This window comes from Flavobacterium labens, assembly GCF_048286755.1.
Lineage (GTDB): Bacteria > Bacteroidota > Bacteroidia > Flavobacteriales > Flavobacteriaceae > Flavobacterium.
The window spans coordinates 422,144-438,443 of sequence record NZ_JBLVPL010000002.1 but is presented as its reverse complement, the minus strand read 5'-3'; the positions used below and the strand labels follow the sequence as shown (position 1 = coordinate 438,443).

Annotated in this window: 31 protein-coding genes; 30 read left to right on the top strand and 1 reads right to left on the bottom strand. The window is 34.9% G+C overall.

Annotation, left to right across the window (positions count from 1 at the left end; all coding sequences use genetic code 11):
- The first annotated feature begins 2 nt into the window (after positions 1-2).
- The 30 genes from rpsJ to carA all read left to right on the top strand — a co-directional run bounded on the left by rpsJ (position 3) and on the right by carA (position 15,495).
- Complete coding sequence (rpsJ, locus tag ACNQF8_RS08565; protein ID WP_011963470.1) at positions 3-308, top strand: 30S ribosomal protein S10; 306 nt, start codon at positions 3-5, stop codon at positions 306-308.
- A gap of 154 nt (positions 309-462) precedes the next feature.
- Positions 463-1,080 carry a 50S ribosomal protein L3 gene (gene rplC / locus ACNQF8_RS08560; protein ID WP_099713444.1) on the top strand — a complete coding sequence of 206 codons (618 nt, stop codon included), beginning with the start codon at positions 463-465 and terminating at the stop codon, positions 1,078-1,080.
- Positions 1,080-1,709, top strand: coding sequence for a 50S ribosomal protein L4 (rplD, locus tag ACNQF8_RS08555; RefSeq protein ID WP_035668126.1), 630 nt, complete (start codon positions 1,080-1,082; stop codon positions 1,707-1,709). The genes rplC and rplD overlap by 1 nt, the downstream gene beginning before the upstream one ends.
- Before the next feature lie 6 nt (positions 1,710-1,715).
- The gene (gene rplW, locus ACNQF8_RS08550) at positions 1,716-2,006 is read left to right on the top strand and encodes a 50S ribosomal protein L23 (protein WP_035668124.1); all 291 of its coding nucleotides are present in this window, start codon (positions 1,716-1,718) and stop codon (positions 2,004-2,006) included.
- 6 nt (positions 2,007-2,012) lie between these two features.
- Positions 2,013-2,837 (top strand): 50S ribosomal protein L2, encoded by an 825-nt coding sequence (rplB, locus tag ACNQF8_RS08545; protein WP_035668122.1) that lies wholly within the window; start codon positions 2,013-2,015, stop codon positions 2,835-2,837.
- 6 nt (positions 2,838-2,843) lie between these two features.
- A complete protein-coding gene (rpsS, locus tag ACNQF8_RS08540; RefSeq protein ID WP_007136562.1) occupies positions 2,844-3,122 on the top strand; it encodes a 30S ribosomal protein S19 in 279 nt (92 codons plus the stop codon).
- A 6-nt stretch (positions 3,123-3,128) separates the two neighbouring features.
- Complete coding sequence (gene rplV, locus ACNQF8_RS08535; RefSeq protein ID WP_113636701.1) at positions 3,129-3,542, top strand: 50S ribosomal protein L22; 414 nt, start codon at positions 3,129-3,131, stop codon at positions 3,540-3,542.
- Positions 3,543-3,547: 5 nt separating this feature from the next.
- The gene (gene rpsC, locus ACNQF8_RS08530; protein WP_035668118.1) at positions 3,548-4,306 is read left to right on the top strand and encodes a 30S ribosomal protein S3; all 759 of its coding nucleotides are present in this window, start codon (positions 3,548-3,550) and stop codon (positions 4,304-4,306) included.
- A 19-nt stretch (positions 4,307-4,325) separates the two neighbouring features.
- Positions 4,326-4,751 carry a 50S ribosomal protein L16 gene (gene rplP / locus ACNQF8_RS08525; RefSeq protein ID WP_007803637.1) on the top strand — a complete coding sequence of 142 codons (426 nt, stop codon included), beginning with the start codon at positions 4,326-4,328 and terminating at the stop codon, positions 4,749-4,751.
- A 13-nt stretch (positions 4,752-4,764) separates the two neighbouring features.
- Positions 4,765-4,956 (top strand): 50S ribosomal protein L29, encoded by a 192-nt coding sequence (gene rpmC / locus ACNQF8_RS08520; protein ID WP_035668115.1) that lies wholly within the window; start codon positions 4,765-4,767, stop codon positions 4,954-4,956.
- 17 nt (positions 4,957-4,973) lie between these two features.
- Entirely contained in the window at positions 4,974-5,234 is a 261-nt protein-coding gene (gene rpsQ, locus ACNQF8_RS08515; protein ID WP_039110222.1) for a 30S ribosomal protein S17, read from the top strand.
- A 2-nt stretch (positions 5,235-5,236) separates the two neighbouring features.
- Positions 5,237-5,605 carry a 50S ribosomal protein L14 gene (gene rplN, locus ACNQF8_RS08510; protein ID WP_026717863.1) on the top strand — a complete coding sequence of 123 codons (369 nt, stop codon included), beginning with the start codon at positions 5,237-5,239 and terminating at the stop codon, positions 5,603-5,605.
- An 11-nt stretch (positions 5,606-5,616) separates the two neighbouring features.
- A complete protein-coding gene (gene rplX, locus ACNQF8_RS08505; RefSeq protein ID WP_282711769.1) occupies positions 5,617-5,931 on the top strand; it encodes a 50S ribosomal protein L24 in 315 nt (104 codons plus the stop codon).
- 2 nt (positions 5,932-5,933) lie between these two features.
- Positions 5,934-6,485, top strand: coding sequence for a 50S ribosomal protein L5 (gene rplE, locus ACNQF8_RS08500; protein ID WP_099713443.1), 552 nt, complete (start codon positions 5,934-5,936; stop codon positions 6,483-6,485).
- A 3-nt stretch (positions 6,486-6,488) separates the two neighbouring features.
- Positions 6,489-6,758: a 30S ribosomal protein S14 gene (gene rpsN / locus ACNQF8_RS08495; RefSeq protein ID WP_026707007.1), complete on the top strand. Its 270-nt coding sequence runs from the start codon at positions 6,489-6,491 to the stop codon at positions 6,756-6,758.
- A gap of 99 nt (positions 6,759-6,857) precedes the next feature.
- The gene (gene rpsH, locus ACNQF8_RS08490; protein ID WP_269685551.1) at positions 6,858-7,256 is read left to right on the top strand and encodes a 30S ribosomal protein S8; all 399 of its coding nucleotides are present in this window, start codon (positions 6,858-6,860) and stop codon (positions 7,254-7,256) included.
- A gap of 18 nt (positions 7,257-7,274) precedes the next feature.
- On the top strand, positions 7,275-7,817 hold the full coding sequence (rplF, locus tag ACNQF8_RS08485; protein ID WP_282711763.1) for a 50S ribosomal protein L6: 543 nt from the start codon (positions 7,275-7,277) through the stop codon (positions 7,815-7,817).
- Between the two features lie 11 nt (positions 7,818-7,828).
- Positions 7,829-8,179: a 50S ribosomal protein L18 gene (gene rplR, locus ACNQF8_RS08480; protein ID WP_039110219.1), complete on the top strand. Its 351-nt coding sequence runs from the start codon at positions 7,829-7,831 to the stop codon at positions 8,177-8,179.
- Between the two features lie 6 nt (positions 8,180-8,185).
- The gene (gene rpsE, locus ACNQF8_RS08475) at positions 8,186-8,713 is read left to right on the top strand and encodes a 30S ribosomal protein S5 (RefSeq protein WP_035668102.1); all 528 of its coding nucleotides are present in this window, start codon (positions 8,186-8,188) and stop codon (positions 8,711-8,713) included.
- 12 nt (positions 8,714-8,725) lie between these two features.
- The gene (rpmD, locus tag ACNQF8_RS08470) at positions 8,726-8,908 is read left to right on the top strand and encodes a 50S ribosomal protein L30 (RefSeq protein ID WP_027310825.1); all 183 of its coding nucleotides are present in this window, start codon (positions 8,726-8,728) and stop codon (positions 8,906-8,908) included.
- A gap of 11 nt (positions 8,909-8,919) precedes the next feature.
- The gene (gene rplO, locus ACNQF8_RS08465; protein ID WP_066081007.1) at positions 8,920-9,372 is read left to right on the top strand and encodes a 50S ribosomal protein L15; all 453 of its coding nucleotides are present in this window, start codon (positions 8,920-8,922) and stop codon (positions 9,370-9,372) included.
- 13 nt (positions 9,373-9,385) lie between these two features.
- Entirely contained in the window at positions 9,386-10,732 is a 1,347-nt protein-coding gene (gene secY, locus ACNQF8_RS08460) for a preprotein translocase subunit SecY (protein WP_099713440.1), read from the top strand.
- Positions 10,733-10,735: 3 nt separating this feature from the next.
- Positions 10,736-10,951 (top strand): translation initiation factor IF-1, encoded by a 216-nt coding sequence (gene infA / locus ACNQF8_RS08455; RefSeq protein ID WP_007136545.1) that lies wholly within the window; start codon positions 10,736-10,738, stop codon positions 10,949-10,951.
- 12 nt (positions 10,952-10,963) lie between these two features.
- Positions 10,964-11,080, top strand: coding sequence for a type B 50S ribosomal protein L36 (ykgO, locus tag ACNQF8_RS08450; RefSeq protein WP_008992256.1), 117 nt, complete (start codon positions 10,964-10,966; stop codon positions 11,078-11,080).
- 2 nt (positions 11,081-11,082) lie between these two features.
- Positions 11,083-11,457, top strand: coding sequence for a 30S ribosomal protein S13 (gene rpsM / locus ACNQF8_RS08445; RefSeq protein ID WP_091203660.1), 375 nt, complete (start codon positions 11,083-11,085; stop codon positions 11,455-11,457).
- A gap of 8 nt (positions 11,458-11,465) precedes the next feature.
- Positions 11,466-11,849 carry a 30S ribosomal protein S11 gene (gene rpsK, locus ACNQF8_RS08440; protein ID WP_024981527.1) on the top strand — a complete coding sequence of 128 codons (384 nt, stop codon included), beginning with the start codon at positions 11,466-11,468 and terminating at the stop codon, positions 11,847-11,849.
- Positions 11,850-11,941: 92 nt separating this feature from the next.
- Positions 11,942-12,547 carry a 30S ribosomal protein S4 gene (rpsD, locus tag ACNQF8_RS08435; protein WP_282711735.1) on the top strand — a complete coding sequence of 202 codons (606 nt, stop codon included), beginning with the start codon at positions 11,942-11,944 and terminating at the stop codon, positions 12,545-12,547.
- Positions 12,548-12,568: 21 nt separating this feature from the next.
- Positions 12,569-13,561, top strand: coding sequence for a DNA-directed RNA polymerase subunit alpha (locus ACNQF8_RS08430; protein WP_039110214.1), 993 nt, complete (start codon positions 12,569-12,571; stop codon positions 13,559-13,561).
- Positions 13,562-13,592: 31 nt separating this feature from the next.
- Positions 13,593-14,078, top strand: coding sequence for a 50S ribosomal protein L17 (gene rplQ, locus ACNQF8_RS08425; protein WP_114753103.1), 486 nt, complete (start codon positions 13,593-13,595; stop codon positions 14,076-14,078).
- 316 nt (positions 14,079-14,394) lie between these two features.
- Positions 14,395-15,495, top strand: a complete 1,101-nt coding sequence (carA, locus tag ACNQF8_RS08420; protein WP_417952015.1) for a glutamine-hydrolyzing carbamoyl-phosphate synthase small subunit — start codon at positions 14,395-14,397, stop codon at positions 15,493-15,495.
- Positions 15,496-16,155: 660 nt separating this feature from the next.
- Here carA and ACNQF8_RS08415 read toward each other — a convergent pair.
- Positions 16,156-16,281, bottom strand: coding sequence for a hypothetical protein (locus ACNQF8_RS08415; protein WP_417952014.1), 126 nt, complete (start codon positions 16,279-16,281; stop codon positions 16,156-16,158).
- Positions 16,282-16,300 lie beyond the last annotated feature (19 nt).

The following is a 16,300-nucleotide window of genomic DNA, read 5'->3' as shown; positions in this document are numbered from 1 at the left end:
AAATGAGTCAAAAAATCAGAATAAAATTAAAATCTTACGATCACATGTTGGTAGACAAATCTGCTGAGAAGATTGTAAAAACGGTAAAAAGTACCGGTGCAGTTGTTACAGGACCAATTCCATTACCAACTCACAAAAAACTTTTCACTGTTCTTCGTTCTCCACACGTTAATAAAAAAGCGAGAGAGCAATTTGAAGTAATGTCATACAAGCGATTAATTGACATTTATTCATCTTCATCTAAAACTATTGATGCTTTAATGAAACTTGAATTGCCAAGTGGAGTTGAAGTTGAAATCAAAGTTTAAGTAGTTTAAGAGTAAAAAGGAACGCTGTTTTTAAGCGAAAAATATTTTTTTGGTTTGTGTGTAAATAAGTTATACATTTGCACCCACTAAAAAAATAGGATTCGCTTAAATGCTGCGTTCTATATTTATATTTAATAATTAATAATTAATATTTATGTCTGGGTTAATTGGTAGAAAAATCGGCATGACTAGTATTTTCGACGAGAACGGGAAGAATATTCCTTGTACAGTAATCGAAGCTGGACCATGTGTTGTTACCCAAGTCAGAACCAAAGGTGTTGACGGGTACGAAGCGTTGCAACTTGGTTTCGATGACAAAAACGAGAAACATTCCACAAAAGCGGCTTTAGGTCACTTTAAAAAAGCGGGAACTGTAGCTAAGAAAAAAGTCGTTGAATTCCAAGATTTCGCAACAGAGCAAAAATTAGGAGATCTTATTGATGTCTCTATTTTTTCTGAAGGAGAATTTGTAGATGTACAAGGTGTGTCTAAAGGTAAAGGTTTTCAAGGGGTTGTAAAACGTCACGGTTTTGGTGGTGTTGGTCAAGCAACTCACGGTCAACACAACCGTTTAAGAGCGCCAGGTTCTGTAGGAGCTTCTTCTTATCCATCTAGAGTATTCAAAGGAATGCGTATGGCTGGACGTATGGGAGGAGACAATGTAAAAGTTCAAAACCTTAGAGTTTTAAAAGTAGTGGCTGATAAGAACCTACTTGTTATTAAAGGATGTGTTCCTGGTCATAACAACTCTTATGTAATCATTCAGAAGTAATGGAAGCAAAAGTATTAGATTTCAACGGAAAAGATACTGGAAGAAAAGTTCAACTTTCTGATTCAGTATTTGGTATAGAACCAAACAATCACGCAGTATACCTTGATGTTAAGCAATATCTTGCTAATCAAAGACAAGGGACGCACAAAGCTAAAGAAAGAGCTGAAGTAGCGGGAAGTACTCGTAAAATAAAAAAACAAAAAGGAACTGGTACTGCTCGTGCGGGTAGTGCAAAGAATCCATTGTTTAAGGGTGGTGGAACAGTTTTTGGACCAAGACCAAGAAGTTATTCATTCAAATTGAATAAAAGCTTGAAACGTTTGGCTAGAAAATCTGCTTTCTCAATTAAAGCAAAAGAGTCGAATATTATCGTTCTTGAAGACTTTAATTTTGAAACTCCAAACACTAAAAATTTCATCAACGTTTTGAAAGCTTTAGAGTTAGAGAATAAAAAATCCCTGTTTGTGTTGGGTGATACGAATAAAAATGTATATTTGTCGTCACGCAATTTAAAAGGCTCTAGCGTAGTAAGTAGCTTAGAATTAAGTACTTACGCTATATTAAACGCTAATAATTTAGTGCTTTTAGAGAGTTCTTTGGAGATAATTGAAGAAAATTTAAGTAAATAATAGGATATGAGCATCATAATTAAGCCTATAGTAACGGAAAAAGTAACCAAAGAAAGTGAAGTTTTAAACCGCTTCGGATTCGTTGTTGACAAAAAAGCAAACAAAGTGCAAATTAAGAAAGCTGTTGAAGCTGCTTATGGGGTAACTATTTTGAGTGTTAACACGATGAACGTAAGACCGGATAGAACTACTAAATACACTAAAAGTGGTTTAATCAGTGGAAAGACGAATGCAATTAAAAAAGCAATTGTTCAAGTACAAGAAGGAGAAACAATTGATTTTTACAACAATATCTAAGATAAAATGTCAGTAAGAAAATTAAAACCTATTACCCCAGGTCAGCGATTTAGAGTTGTGAATGGTTATGACGCCATTACAACTGATAAGCCGGAACGCTCTTTGATAGCGCCGATAAAAAACTCTGGTGGTAGAAATAGTCAAGGAAAGATGACCATGCGTTATACGGGTGGTGGTCACAAGCAGAGATATCGTATTATTGATTTCAAACGTACAAAAGAAGGAATTCCGGCTACAGTGAAATCAATCGAGTATGATCCAAATCGTACTGCATTTATCGCATTGTTAGCTTATGCTGATGGTGAGAAAACGTATGTTATTGCTCAAAACGGATTGAAAGTTGGTCAGAAGTTAGTTTCTGGTCCAGAATCTCAACCTGAAATTGGTAATACTTTACCTTTAAGTAGAGTTCCACTTGGAACTGTAATTTCTTGTATCGAATTGAGGCCAGGACAAGGAGCTGTAATCGCTCGTTCTGCTGGAACATTTGCTCAATTAATGGCAAGAGATGGAAAATATGCTACAATTAAAATGCCTTCTGGGGAAACAAGATTAATCTTGTTGACTTGTTCGGCTACAATTGGAGCGGTTTCTAATTCAGACCACCAATTAGTTGTGTCAGGAAAAGCTGGTAGAACAAGATGGTTAGGAAGAAGACCTAGAACAAGACCTGTTGCAATGAACCCTGTCGATCACCCAATGGGTGGTGGTGAAGGACGTTCTTCTGGTGGACATCCACGTTCAAGAAATGGAATACCAGCTAAAGGTTATAGAACTCGTTCTAAGAAAAACCCGAGTAACAAGTATATCGTAGAACGTAGAAAGAAATAATAAGATATGGCACGTTCATTAAAAAAAGGACCTTTCGTTCATTATAAGTTAGACAAGAAAGTTCAAGAAAACATCGCAGGTGGAAATAAAGGAGTGGTTAAGACATGGTCTAGAGCTTCTATGATTACTCCAGACTTTGTTGGGCAAACTATCGCAGTTCATAACGGTCGTCAATTTGTACCAGTTTACGTAACAGAAAACATGGTAGGTCACAAATTAGGAGAATTTTCACCAACTAGATCTTTTAGAGGTCATGCTGGAGCAAAAAATAAAGGTAAAAAATAAGAAGCAATGGGAGTTCGTAAAAGAGAAACAGCAGATGCAAGAAAAGAGGCTAATAAGTCTTTGGCCTTCGCAAAGTTAAATAACTGCCCTACTTCACCTAGAAAAATGCGCTTAGTAGCAGATCTAGTAAGAGGTCAGAAGGTAGAAAGAGCACTTAACATCTTAAGATTTAGTTCTAAAGAAGCTTCAAGAAAATTAGAAAAATTGGTTTTATCAGTAATTGCCAACTGGCAAGCTAAAAACCCTGACGCTAATATGGAAGAAGCTGGTTTATTTGTTAAGGAAATCCGTGTAGATGGTGGAATGATGTTGAAAAGACTTCGTCCAGCTCCACAAGGAAGAGCACACAGAATAAGAAAACGTTCTAACCACGTAACAATCGTGCTTGGAGCTATCAATAACACACAAAGCAATTCTTAAGCAGCATGGGACAAAAGACAAATCCAATTGGAAATAGACTTGGTATCATCAGAGGATGGGACTCAAACTGGTATGGTGGAAATGATTACGGTGATAAACTTGCCGAAGATCACAAAATCAGAAAGTATATCCATGCTCGTTTATCAAAAGCTAGTGTATCAAAAGTAATCATCGAGAGAACTTTGAAACTTGTAACCGTTACTATCACTACTGCTAGACCTGGTATCATTATCGGAAAAGGTGGACAAGAGGTAGACAAGTTAAAAGAAGAACTTAAGAAAATTACTGACAAAGAGGTTCAAATCAACATCTTTGAAATTAAAAGACCTGAACTTGACGCGTATCTAGTTGCTACAAGCATCTGTCGTCAAATCGAAAGCCGTATTTCTTACAGACGTGCAATCAAAATGGCTATTGCTGCTTCTATGCGTATGAACGCTGAAGGTATCAAAGTTTTGATTTCTGGTCGTTTGAATGGTGCAGAGATGGCTCGTTCAGAAGGTTTCAAAGAAGGTAGAATTCCTCTATCAACTTTCAGAGCTGATATTGATTATGCTTTGGCTGAAGCTCATACTACTTATGGTAGAATGGGAATCAAAGTGTGGATCATGAAAGGTGAAGTTTATGGAAAGAGAGATCTTTCTCCACTTGCCGGAATGGACAAAAAACAATCTGGTGCTGGTGGTAAAGGTGGTGATTCTCCTAGAGGAGACAGAAAACCTTTTAATAAAGGTGGAAAACCAGACGCTCGTAAACGAAAGTAAATTTTTAAACTAAAGAAAAATGTTACAGCCTAAAAGAACAAAATACCGTAAGGTACAAAAAGGTAAAATGAAAGGGAACTCTCAAAGAGGGCATGAACTTTCTAATGGAATGTTTGGTATTAAATCTGTACATGAAGATGGAATGTTCTTAACCTCTCGTCAAATCGAAGCTGCGCGTATTGCTGCAACTCGTTTTATGAAAAGAGAAGGACAATTATGGATCAAAATATTTCCAGACAAACCTATCACTAAGAAACCTCTTGAGGTACGTATGGGTAAAGGTAAAGGTGCAGTTGAGTATTGGGCTGCCGTTGTTAAACCCGGAAGAATTATGTTTGAAGTTGGAGGAGTACCTTTATCAGTTGCAAAAGAGGCGTTACGTCTTGCAGCTCAAAAACTTCCAGTAAAAACTAAATTCGTCGTTGCTAGAGATTTCGAAGCATAATCTATATTATATTATGAAACAATCAGAAATAAAAGATCTTTCTGCAGCGGAGTTGCAAGAAAAACTTAGCCAGACTAAGAAGGCATATGCCGACCTAAAAATGGCTCACGCTATTTCTCCAATTGAGAACCCACTTCAAATTAGAAGTGTAAGAAGAACAGTTGCAAGATTAGCTACGGAACTTACTAAAAGAGAGTTGCAATAATTGTAATCTGCTGAAAGATGGAAGAAAAAAGAAATTTAAGAAAAGAAAGAGTTGGTGTTGTTACTTCAGACAAAATGGATAAATCTATTGTAGTTGCTGAAGTTCGTAAAGTAAAACACCCATTATACGGTAAGTTCGTGTTGAAAACTAAAAAGTATCACGCACACGACGAAAAGAACGACTGTAACATTGGAGATACTGTAAGGATTAGCGAAACGCGTCCTATGAGTAAAACAAAATGTTGGAGGTTAGTTGAAATCCTAGAAAGAGCTAAATAATTATGGTACAACAAGAATCAAGACTAAAAGTAGCAGATAACACTGGAGCAAAGGAAGTTTTAACTATCCGTGTTTTAGGAGGTACCAAAAGAAGGTATGCCTCTGTTGGTGACAAGATTGTAGTTTCTATCAAAGATACTGCTCCTAACGGAAGCGTTAAAAAAGGAGCTGTTTCAACTGCAGTTGTTGTACGTACCAAAAAAGAAGTAAGAAGAGCCGATGGTTCATACATTAGATTTGATGACAACGCATGTGTGTTATTAAATGCTGCTGGTGAAATGAGAGGAACTCGTGTTTTTGGTCCGGTAGCAAGAGAACTTCGTGAAAAACAATTCATGAAAATTGTATCATTAGCACCAGAAGTGCTTTAATTCGTTTTAAGATGATAAAGCTAAAAATAAAAACAGGTGACATTGTAAGAGTAATTGCTGGAGACCATAAAGGTGCTGAAGGTAAAGTTTTACGTGTTTACCGCGAGAAAAACAAAGCGATAGTTGAAGGTGTTAACATGGTTTCAAAACATACGAAACCTAGTGCAAAAAGCCCTCAAGGTGGTATCGTAAAGAAAGAAGCTTCTATACAAATATCTAATATCTCTTTAATTGATCCTAAAACTAAGGAAACAACTAGAGTAGGAATTAGAGTTGAAGGAGATAAGAAAGTAAGATTTTCAAAAAAATCTAATCAAGTACTATAGTAATGGCGTATATACCTAGACTAAAAGAAGAATATAAGAGCAGAGTAATCGCTGCTCTTAAAGAGGAATTCGGATACGTAAACGTAATGCAAGTTCCAAAATTGGAAAAAATCGTTTTAAGTAAAGGAGTTGGTGCAGCTGTATCTGATAAAAAACTAATCGACTATGCAGTTGATGAGTTAACAAAGATCACTGGACAGAAAGCAGTATCTACAATCTCAAAGAAAGACGTTGCGTCATTCAAATTGAGAAAAGGGATGCCTATTGGAGCAAAAGTTACTTTGCGTGGAGAAAGAATGTATGAGTTTTTAGATAGACTTATTACTTCTGCTTTACCACGTGTTAGAGATTTTAGTGGAATTAAAGCTACTGGTTTTGACGGAAGAGGTAATTATAATCTTGGTGTTTTGGAGCAAATCATTTTCCCAGAAATTGATATTGACAAAGTAAACAAAATATCAGGAATGGATATATCTTTTGTTACTTCTGCAAAAACTGATAAAGAAGCAAAATCACTATTGGCTGAATTAGGTTTACCTTTTAAAAAGAATTAAGATATGGCTAAAGAATCAATGAAAGCCCGTGAGGTTAAGAGAGAAAAAACTGTAGCAAAGTATGCTGAGAAAAGAAAAGCTTTGTTAGAAGCTGGAGATTTCGTAGGTTTGCAAAAATTACCGAAAAATGCTTCTCCTGTTCGTTTGCACAATCGTTGTAAATTAACTGGTAGACCAAGAGGATATATGCGTCAATTTGGTATTTCACGTGTTACATTTCGTGAGATGGCAAATAACGGATTAATCCCAGGTGTTAAAAAAGCATCTTGGTAGACTGTAACTTAAGTTACGTCAATACAAACACATTTATAAATTGGTTAAAGGTTCATAGGATGAGTATCCTATGAAAACCATAACCGCAAATTAATACACATGTATACAGATCCTATTGCAGATTATTTGACAAGAGTTCGTAACGCTGTGGCTGCAAACCACAAAGTTGTTGAGATTCCTGCATCTAATCTAAAAAAAGAAATAACTAAGATCTTATTTGATCAAGGTTATATCTTAAGTTACAAATTTGAAGACAACGCCGTTCAGGGTTCAATCAAAATCGCTTTGAAGTATGATAAAGATACTAAAGAGTCTGTAATTAAAGATATCCAAAGAATTAGTAAACCAGGTTTACGTAAGTATTCAGGTTCTTCATCAATTCCTAGAATCCTTAACGGATTAGGAATTGCTATCGTTTCTACATCAAAAGGTTTGATGACAGGAAAGAAAGCCAAACAATTAAATGTTGGTGGTGAAGTAATTTGTTACGTTTACTAATCATTAAAATAGTAGAAGATGTCAAGAATAGGTAAAAATCCGGTTGTAATCCCTGCTGGTGTAACTGTTGAAGTTGCAAATGGTATTATTACAGTAAAAGGAAAAAATGGTCAACTTACACAGGAGTTTTCGGACGTTACTGTAACAGTTGAAGACGGTCAAGTTCAAGTTGATAGATCGTCTGATCACAAAGACCAAAGAGCAAAACACGGTTTATATAGATCTTTAATCAACAACATGATTATTGGTGTAAACGAAGGTTTTACTAAATCTTTAGAGTTGGTAGGAGTTGGTTATAGAGCTTCAAATCAAGGACAAAAGTTAGATTTAGCTCTTGGATATTCTCACAATATTGTTTTAGAAGTTGCTCCAGAAGTAACGTTAGAAACAATATCTGAAAAAGGTAAAAATCCAATTGTTAAATTAACATCATTTGACAAACAACTTTTAGGTCAAGTAGCTGCGAAAATCAGAGGTTTCCGTAAGCCTGAGCCATACAAAGGAAAAGGTGTTAAATTTGTAGGTGAAGTATTAAGAAGAAAAGCAGGTAAATCAGCTTAAAAAATAAGATTATGTCATTAACAAAACCTGAAAGAAGACAACGAATCAGATTCAGAATTAGAAAAACAATTAGTGGTACTGCTACTAATCCAAGACTATCTGTATTTAGAAGTAACAAAGAAATTTATGCTCAATTAATTGATGATGTAAATGGAGTTACTTTACTGGCGGCTTCTTCAAGAGAAAAAGAAATAGGTAACGGTACGAACATTGAAGTTGCTACAGCAGTTGGAAAACTAGTTGCTGAAAAAGCTTTAAAAGCTGGGATAGACGTAGTAACTTTCGATAGAGGAGGTTATTTATATCACGGTCGTATTAAATCATTAGCGGAAGGCGCAAGAGCGGCTGGACTTAAATTCTAATATAGTATGTCTAATAGTAAATACAAGAATGTAGAGTTAGTAAAACCAAGTGGTCTTGAATTAAAAGATCGTTTGGTAAGTGTAAATCGTGTTACTAAGGTTACAAAGGGAGGTAGAGCTTTTGGTTTTTCTGCTATTGTAGTTGTAGGTGATGAAAATGGAGTGGTTGGACACGGATTAGGAAAATCTAAAGACGTTTCTGAAGCAATTGCGAAAGCAGTAGAAGATGCTAAGAAAAATTTAGTAAAAATTCCTTTGAATGGTCAATCAGTTCCTCACGAACAAAAAGGTAAATTTGGTGGTGCACGTGTATTCTTAATTCCTGCCTCTCATGGTACAGGAGTTATTGCTGGTGGAGCTGTTCGTTCAGTTCTTGAATCAGTAGGAATTCATGATGTATTATCTAAATCTCAAGGATCTTCAAATCCTCACAACGTAGTGAAAGCAACTTTTGATGCTTTATTACAAATGAGAAGCGCTTATACTGTTGCAAAACAAAGAGGTGTTTCTTTAGAAAAAGTTTTTAAAGGTTAATTCAAGGAAATTATGGCTAAATTATTAGTAAAACAAGTTAGAAGCAAAATCAACTGTCCCCTTACTCAAAAAAGAGGATTAGAAGCTTTAGGTCTACGTAAAATGGGACAAGTTGTAGAGCATGATTCAAACCCTACAATCCTTGGGATGATAAATAAAGTTAAACACTTAGTTTCTGTTGAAGAAGCTAAATAACAAATACTGTTATGAATTTAAGTAACTTACAACCTGCTGAAGGTTCTACACACAATCAAAATAAAAGATTAGGTAGAGGAGAAGGTTCTGGAAAAGGTGGTACTTCTGCAAGAGGTCACAAAGGAGCAAAATCTCGTTCTGGTTATTCTAAAAAGATTGGTTTTGAGGGTGGGCAAATGCCACTTCAAAGACGTGTGCCTAAGTTTGGTTTTACAAACATCAATCGTAAAGATTACGAAGGTGTAAATCTTGATACACTTCAACTTTTAGTTGATAATGGTGTTATTAAAGATACTGTTGATATGACAGTTTATGTTGCTAATCGTTTAGCTACTAAAAATGAAATCGTTAAGATTTTAGGTAGAGGTGAATTGACAGCAAAATTAAAAGTAACCGCTCACAAATTTACTGCTACTGCAAAAGCTGCTATTGAAGCTGCTGGTGGAGAAGCTGTAACAATGTAATTTTTCAATTAATATGAAGAAATTTATTGAATCAATAAGTAATGTTTGGAAAATCGAGGAACTGAAAAATAGAATCCTAATAACATTGGGTTTGCTTTTAGTTTATCGTTTTGGGGCTCAAGTAACCCTGCCAGGTATTGATGCTACACAGTTAGGTAATTTAGCTGGGCAAACTAAAGAAGGAATTGGTTCAATTCTTGACATGTTTACTGGAGGTGCATTTTCTCAAGCTTCTGTTTTTGCTTTAGGAATTATGCCTTATATTTCTGCTTCGATTGTTGTTCAGTTAATGGGAATTGCGATTCCTTATTTACAAAAACTTCAAAGTGATGGAGAAAGCGGTAGAAAAAAGATTAATCAAATTACTCGTTGGTTGACAATAGGAATTACTTTAGTTCAAGGTCCAACTTATATCTATAATTTATATAGAACATTACCTAGTAATGCATTTTTATTGGGATTCAATTCATTTGAATTCTTATTTTCATCAGTAGTTATTTTAGTTACAGGTACAATTTTTGCCATGTGGTTAGGAGAAAAAATTACTGATAAAGGAATTGGAAATGGTATTTCTTTGTTAATCATGGTTGGAATTTTGGCTAGATTACCTCAAGCTTTTATTCAAGAGTTTACAACAAGAGTTACCAATAATAATGGTGGACCGATGTTGTTGGTTATTGAAATTATCATTTGGTTATTAGTTATCATTTGTTGTGTGCTATTGGTTATGGCGATCAGGAAGATTCCTGTTCAATATGCTCGTCGTACAACATCAGGTGATTTTGAACAAGACATGTTGGGTGGAAACAGACAATGGATTCCTTTGAAGCTTAATGCTTCTGGGGTTATGCCAATAATTTTTGCGCAAGCAATTATGTTTATTCCGGCAGCCTTAGCAGGTTTGTCTAAATCAGATGCATCACAATCAATCGTTGGCGCTTTTAGTAATATGTTCGGTTTTTGGTATAATTTTGTATTTGCAACTTTAATAATTGTATTTACATTCTTTTACACTGCAATCACGGTTCCTACTAATAAAATGTCTGATGATTTAAAGAGAAGTGGTGGTTTTATTCCAGGTATCAGACCAGGAGTTGAAACTTCTGATTATCTTGACAAAGTGATGTCTTTGATAACTTTTCCAGGATCTTTATTTCTTGCTCTGATAGCTGTGTTCCCAGCAATTGTTGTAAGTCTTATGGATGTTCAACAATCTTGGGCAATGTTTTTTGGAGGTACTTCATTAATAATTATGGTTGGAGTTGCCATAGACACAATGCAGCAAATTAATTCATACTTGTTGAATAAACATTATGATGGTTTGATGAAAAGTGGTAAAAATAGAAAAGCAGTAGCTTAACTTATGGCAAAACAATCAGCAATAGAACAAGACGGGTCAATCATTGAAGCATTGTCAAATGCAATGTTCCGTGTAGAGTTAGAAAATGGACATATTGTAATCGCACATATATCTGGAAAAATGCGTATGCATTACATCAAATTATTACCTGGTGATAAAGTGAAACTAGAAATGAGCCCTTACGATTTGTCAAAAGCAAGAATTACTTATAGATATTAAAGGATATTCAAAATGAAAGTTAGAGCTTCAGTAAAAAAGAGAAGTCCCGAGTGCAAAATTGTGCGAAGAAAAGGGAGATTGTACGTAATAAACAAAAAGAATCCTAGATTTAAACAAAGACAAGGATAATTATGGCAAGAATAGCAGGGGTAGATATCCCAAAAAATAAGAGAGGTGTTATAGCACTTACCTACATCTTCGGATTAGGAAAAAGTAGAGCTGTTGAGATTTTAGAGAAAGCTCAAGTTAGCCAAGATAAAAAAGTTCAAGATTGGAATGATGACGAGATCGGAGCAATTCGTGAGGCGGTATCAACTTTTAAAATTGAAGGAGAATTACGTTCTGAAGTTTCTTTAAACATCAAACGTTTAATGGATATTGGATGTTATAGAGGTATCCGTCATAGAACTGGTCTTCCTTTAAGAGGACAAAGAACTAAAAACAACTCTAGAACAAGAAAAGGTAAGAGAAAAACTGTTGCCAACAAGAAAAAAGCAACTAAATAATAAGTAATATGGCTAAAGCAACTGCAAAAAAACGTAAAGTTATCGTTGAATCAACGGGAGAAGCTCATATTTCTGCTACTTTTAACAATATCATCATTTCTTTGACAAACAAAAAAGGTGAAGTTATTTCTTGGTCTTCAGCTGGTAAAATGGGTTTTAGAGGTTCTAAAAAGAACACTCCATACGCAGCCCAAATGGCAGCAGAAGATTGTAGTAAAGTAGCTCTTGAAGCTGGACTTAAAAAAGTAAAGGTTTATGTAAAAGGACCAGGAAACGGGCGTGAGTCTGCTATCCGTTCTTTGCATAACGGTGGAATTGAAGTGACTGAGATTATCGATGTTACTCCAATGCCTCACAACGGATGTCGTCCTCCTAAAAGACGTAGAGTTTAATACTCAAAAAAAAATATAGTATAACCAAGATTGAATATCGATTATTGAAGGATCAGACCTGAATTCATAATCTCAATCTTAAACAATTTAAAATGGCAAGATATACTGGTCCTAGTACAAGAATCGCTCGTAAATTTGGCGAAGCGATTTTCGGAGACGATAAAGCTTTCGAAAAAAGAAATTACCCTCCTGGGCAACACGGGATGGCTAAAAAAAGAGGAAAAAAATCTGAGTTTGCTATTCAGTTAATGGAAAAGCAAAAAGCTAAATATTCTTATGGGATTTTAGAAAAACAATTCAGAGGATTGTTCAAAAAAGCATCAGCTACAAAAGGAGTTACTGGTGAGGTTTTATTACAGTTGTGTGAAGCAAGATTGGATAATGTTGTTTTTAGAATGGGTATCGCTCCTTCTAGAAGAGGTGCACGTCAAATCGTTTCTCACAGACACGTCACAGTTAACGGTGAAGTAGTTAATATTCCTTCTTACCACCTTAGACCTGGTGACAAAGTTGCAGTTCGTGAAAAATCTAAGTCATTAGAAGCTATCGAACGTTCTTTATCTAATTCAAGTCATGTTTATGAATGGATTACTTGGAACAATGATATCAAAGAAGGAACATTCGTTTCTGTACCTGCGAGACTTCAAATTCCAGAAAATATTAAAGAACAATTAATCGTAGAGTTGTACAACAAATAATAATTGACTTAGTCGAAATTTATGGCAATATTTAATTTTCAGAAGCCCGATAAAGTTATCATGATCGATTCAACCGATTTTGAAGGTAAGTTTGAATTCAGACCTTTAGAACCTGGTTACGGATTGACCGTTGGTAATGCACTTAGAAGAGTTTTGCTTTCAGCATTAGAAGGTTATGCAATAACATCTGTTCGCATTGAAGGTGTAGATCATGAGTTTTCTACTATTTCAGGAGTTGTTGAAGACGTTACCGAAATTATCCTTAATCTTAAACAAGTACGTTTCAAACGTCAAATTGAAGATATCGATAATGAATCAGTTACTATATCTGTTTCAGGTAAAGACCAATTAACAGCTGGTGATTTTCAAAAATTTATTTCAGGTTTCCAAGTTTTGAATCCAGAACTAGTTATCTGTAATTTAGACAGTAAAATCAAACTTAATTTCGATTTAACTATCGAAAAAGGTAGAGGTTATGTTCCTGCTGAAGAGAACAAAAAACAGAATGCTGCAATTGGAACTATTTTTACAGATTCAATTTTTACTCCGGTAAAAAATGTAAAATATGCGATTGAAAACTTCCGTGTAGAGCAAAAAACAGATTATGAAAAATTGGTTTTTGAAATAAAAACTGATGGTTCTATCAATCCAAAAGATGCTCTTACTGAAGCTGCAAAAGTTTTAATTCACCATTTCATGTTGTTCTCTGACGAAAGAATTACACTCGAGGCTGACGAAATTGCACAAACAGAATCATATGATGAAGAATCATTACATATGAGACAATTGCTTAAAACTAAGCTTGTTGACATGGATCTTTCTGTAAGAGCGCTAAATTGTTTGAAAGCGGCTGAAGTTGATACACTTGGTGATTTAGTATCGTTCAATAAAAATGACCTAATGAAATTCCGTAATTTCGGTAAAAAATCTTTAACTGAGCTTGATGAACTTGTTGCAGTTAAAAATTTGAACTTCGGTATGGATTTAGCAAAATACAAACTAGATAAAGAATAATCTAAGCCGCAAGGTTTAAATTTACATAGCAATGAGACACGGAAAAAAATTCAATCACTTAAGCAGACAGACTGCACATAGAAAATCTATGTTAGCTAATATGGCTTGTTCTCTTATCGAGCACAAACGTATTAACACTACTGTTGCTAAAGCAAAAGCGCTTAAACAATTCGTTGAGCCGCTTATAACAAAATCTAAAGCTGATACGACTCACAATCGTCGTATCGTTTTTGCTTACTTACGTAGCAAATATGCCGTAACTGACTTGTTCAGAGACGTAGCTGCTAAAGTAGGAGACCGTCCAGGTGGATACACTCGTATCATTAAAGTTGGAAATCGTTTAGGAGATAATGCTGATATGGCAATGATCGAATTAGTAGATTTCAATGAACTTTACAATGGTGGTAAAAAAGAAGTTAAAAAAGCAAAAAGCCGTCGTGGTGGAAAAGCTAAGAAAGATGAAGCTACTGAAGCTCCAGCTGCTGAAACTGATACAACTACAGAGACTGCTGAGTAATTATGAAAATAATCATTCAATAAAAATCAAGGATAAGCTATTTATAGTTTATCCTTTTTTTTTGATTTTTTCGGAGCAAAAACTTTTGGATTTAATTGCATACTGTCCTGCTGTTCACTGTATCTTTTGCTTCTAAAGAAAAAGCAAAAGAATGCCATTTCCATCAGGGCAAGATAAGAATGTTTTTATTTTACAATAAATTTCAAAAACTTGCATCCATTGCTTTAAAGGATTAAATTTGCACAATATTTAACTACAGATGAAACGAGCTTTGCGAGTTCCATGAGACTATTAAAAAAATAATAGAAATCAAAGAATGAAATATACAACACGACAAAAAGCAATACTTCTATTAAGTGACGGAACCATTTTCCACGGAAAATCTATTGGGATTAGTGGGACCACTTTTGGAGAAGTTTGTTTTAACACAGGAATGACCGGCTACCAAGAAATATTCACTGACCCTTCTTATTTTGGTCAATTGATGGTAGCAACCAATGCCCATATTGGAAATTATGGAGTTAACGATTCAGAAGTTGAATCACAAAGCATTAAAATATCAGGATTAGTTTGTAAAAACTTCAGCTTCAACTATTCTCGCGAAGATGCTTCAGGGAGTTTAGAAGATTATTTTATCAAACAAAACTTAATCTGTATATCTGATGTAGATACACGTGCGCTTGTAAGTTATATTCGCGATAATGGAGCTATGAATGCTGTAATTTGCACAGACGAAACTTCTATTAAAGATCTAAAAATTGCATTGGCAAAAGTTCCAGATATGAAAGGTCTAGAATTAGCCTCTAAAGTTTCTACAACGGAGCCTTATTTTTTTGGTGATGAAAATGCAACGTATAAAATCGCAGCACTTGATTTAGGAATCAAAATGAATATCCTTCGTAATCTTGCTAAAAGAGATTGTTATATCAAAGTATTTCCTTTTGATTCTTCTTATCAGGATTTAGCTGCATTTAATCCAGATGGTTACTTTTTATCTAATGGACCTGGAGATCCAGAGCCTCTTGCTGGAGCGATTCAAGTTGCAAAAGAAATCCTTGAAAATGACAAACCTTTGTTCGGAATTTGTTTGGGACATCAAGTGATTGGCTTGGCAAACGGAATTTCAACTTATAAAATGTTTAATGGGCATAGAGGGATAAATCATCCTGTAAAAAACATCATTACTGGAAAAGGAGAAATCACTTCTCAAAATCATGGTTTTGCTGTTAATAAAGAAGAATTAGATAATCATCCTAATTTAGAAATTACTCATCTTCACCTAAATGATGGAACTGTTGCAGGAATGCGTATGAAAAACAAAAATTGTTTCTCTGTTCAATACCATCCTGAAGCAAGTCCAGGACCACATGATTCTTCTTATTTATTTGATCAATTTATTGAAAATATTAAAGGATAAAACTTGAATAATTTCCACAATTAGACATTCAAAATAGTAGGGTTTGGCTTTTAAATAAGTCAAACCCTTTTTTTTGCGGGTTATGTGTACCTACCAAAGTGATATGTTTCGGAGATTTGATTTCAACTGGCTATATGTGTATAGGATGCAATGCACTTGTTTCATCTAGAAAAATAAAGGCATCGTTTCTTTTTGGTACTATTGTAGGAATATATTTCCCGAATCTTTTGTGTTCTGAATTATAAACGACACCTATTGGGCGATGCCTTATGTAAGATAAATGACATTTTGCATCCTTTACTTTATCATTATTAATGATTTGTTTTTGCCATTAACAGCAAGACGAAAGGCTTGCTCCCAAATGACTAAGATGGCATCAGAAATTTTTGTTTTTCGAATGGAGTCTCCCTAACTCTTCCGGTAACCACACTTCCTTTGTAAGATCCAAATCCTACAGCAATAACTACTTCACTTAAAGCTGTTTTCTTTCTAAATGCCCTACGTTTACCATCCCTTCAGAGGCCACATCTGTTGCACGTGAATCGCCAATGTGGGTGATGTACTGCCAAACGATTATTTTTGCATTTTTCCATGGAATTTAATAAGTCGCTGTATAGTGGAGACCATTTGCTCATTTCTAATATTCCAGGAGGTGCAATCTCATTTTATCATGGCACGATAATACTTTTCAGTATTTCTGGGAATGAATACATTTACTTCTGTGCTCAAAATGTTTTCTAAATCATGATTGTAATTTGGGACATTTTTAATAATTTCTGTAAGCATGTCTAGGATTTTTTTTTCA

Bases quoted from the DNA above. Each gene is read 5' to 3' on its own strand.
- rpsJ (WP_011963470.1), top strand. From the start codon at position 3: ATGAGTCAAAAAATCAGAATAAAATTAAAATCTTACGATCACATGTTG.
- ACNQF8_RS08430 (WP_039110214.1), top strand. From the start codon at position 12,569: ATGGCAATATTTAATTTTCAGAAGCCCGATAAAGTTATCATGATCGAT.
- rplW (WP_035668124.1), top strand. From the start codon at position 1,716: ATGAGCATCATAATTAAGCCTATAGTAACGGAAAAAGTAACCAAAGAA.
- rplC (WP_099713444.1), top strand. From the start codon at position 463: ATGTCTGGGTTAATTGGTAGAAAAATCGGCATGACTAGTATTTTCGAC.
- rpsM (WP_091203660.1), top strand. From the start codon at position 11,083: ATGGCAAGAATAGCAGGGGTAGATATCCCAAAAAATAAGAGAGGTGTT.
- rpsC (WP_035668118.1), top strand. From the start codon at position 3,548: ATGGGACAAAAGACAAATCCAATTGGAAATAGACTTGGTATCATCAGA.
- rplQ (WP_114753103.1), top strand. From the start codon at position 13,593: ATGAGACACGGAAAAAAATTCAATCACTTAAGCAGACAGACTGCACAT.
- rplP (WP_007803637.1), top strand. From the start codon at position 4,326: ATGTTACAGCCTAAAAGAACAAAATACCGTAAGGTACAAAAAGGTAAA.
- rpsD (WP_282711735.1), top strand. From the start codon at position 11,942: ATGGCAAGATATACTGGTCCTAGTACAAGAATCGCTCGTAAATTTGGC.
- rplO (WP_066081007.1), top strand. From the start codon at position 8,920: ATGAATTTAAGTAACTTACAACCTGCTGAAGGTTCTACACACAATCAA.
- rplB (WP_035668122.1), top strand. From the start codon at position 2,013: ATGTCAGTAAGAAAATTAAAACCTATTACCCCAGGTCAGCGATTTAGA.
- ykgO (WP_008992256.1), top strand. From the start codon at position 10,964: ATGAAAGTTAGAGCTTCAGTAAAAAAGAGAAGTCCCGAGTGCAAAATT.
- rpmD (WP_027310825.1), top strand. From the start codon at position 8,726: ATGGCTAAATTATTAGTAAAACAAGTTAGAAGCAAAATCAACTGTCCC.
- rplV (WP_113636701.1), top strand. From the start codon at position 3,129: ATGGGAGTTCGTAAAAGAGAAACAGCAGATGCAAGAAAAGAGGCTAAT.
- rpsN (WP_026707007.1), top strand. From the start codon at position 6,489: ATGGCTAAAGAATCAATGAAAGCCCGTGAGGTTAAGAGAGAAAAAACT.
- rplX (WP_282711769.1), top strand. From the start codon at position 5,617: ATGATAAAGCTAAAAATAAAAACAGGTGACATTGTAAGAGTAATTGCT.
- ACNQF8_RS08415 (WP_417952014.1), bottom strand. From the start codon at position 16,281: ATGCTTACAGAAATTATTAAAAATGTCCCAAATTACAATCATGATTTA.
- secY (WP_099713440.1), top strand. From the start codon at position 9,386: ATGAAGAAATTTATTGAATCAATAAGTAATGTTTGGAAAATCGAGGAA.
- rplF (WP_282711763.1), top strand. From the start codon at position 7,275: ATGTCAAGAATAGGTAAAAATCCGGTTGTAATCCCTGCTGGTGTAACT.
- rpsE (WP_035668102.1), top strand. From the start codon at position 8,186: ATGTCTAATAGTAAATACAAGAATGTAGAGTTAGTAAAACCAAGTGGT.
- rplR (WP_039110219.1), top strand. From the start codon at position 7,829: ATGTCATTAACAAAACCTGAAAGAAGACAACGAATCAGATTCAGAATT.
- carA (WP_417952015.1), top strand. From the start codon at position 14,395: ATGAAATATACAACACGACAAAAAGCAATACTTCTATTAAGTGACGGA.
- rpsQ (WP_039110222.1), top strand. From the start codon at position 4,974: ATGGAAGAAAAAAGAAATTTAAGAAAAGAAAGAGTTGGTGTTGTTACT.
- rpmC (WP_035668115.1), top strand. From the start codon at position 4,765: ATGAAACAATCAGAAATAAAAGATCTTTCTGCAGCGGAGTTGCAAGAA.
- rpsS (WP_007136562.1), top strand. From the start codon at position 2,844: ATGGCACGTTCATTAAAAAAAGGACCTTTCGTTCATTATAAGTTAGAC.
- rpsH (WP_269685551.1), top strand. From the start codon at position 6,858: ATGTATACAGATCCTATTGCAGATTATTTGACAAGAGTTCGTAACGCT.
- rplN (WP_026717863.1), top strand. From the start codon at position 5,237: ATGGTACAACAAGAATCAAGACTAAAAGTAGCAGATAACACTGGAGCA.
- rplD (WP_035668126.1), top strand. From the start codon at position 1,080: ATGGAAGCAAAAGTATTAGATTTCAACGGAAAAGATACTGGAAGAAAA.
- rpsK (WP_024981527.1), top strand. From the start codon at position 11,466: ATGGCTAAAGCAACTGCAAAAAAACGTAAAGTTATCGTTGAATCAACG.
- rplE (WP_099713443.1), top strand. From the start codon at position 5,934: ATGGCGTATATACCTAGACTAAAAGAAGAATATAAGAGCAGAGTAATC.
- infA (WP_007136545.1), top strand. From the start codon at position 10,736: ATGGCAAAACAATCAGCAATAGAACAAGACGGGTCAATCATTGAAGCA.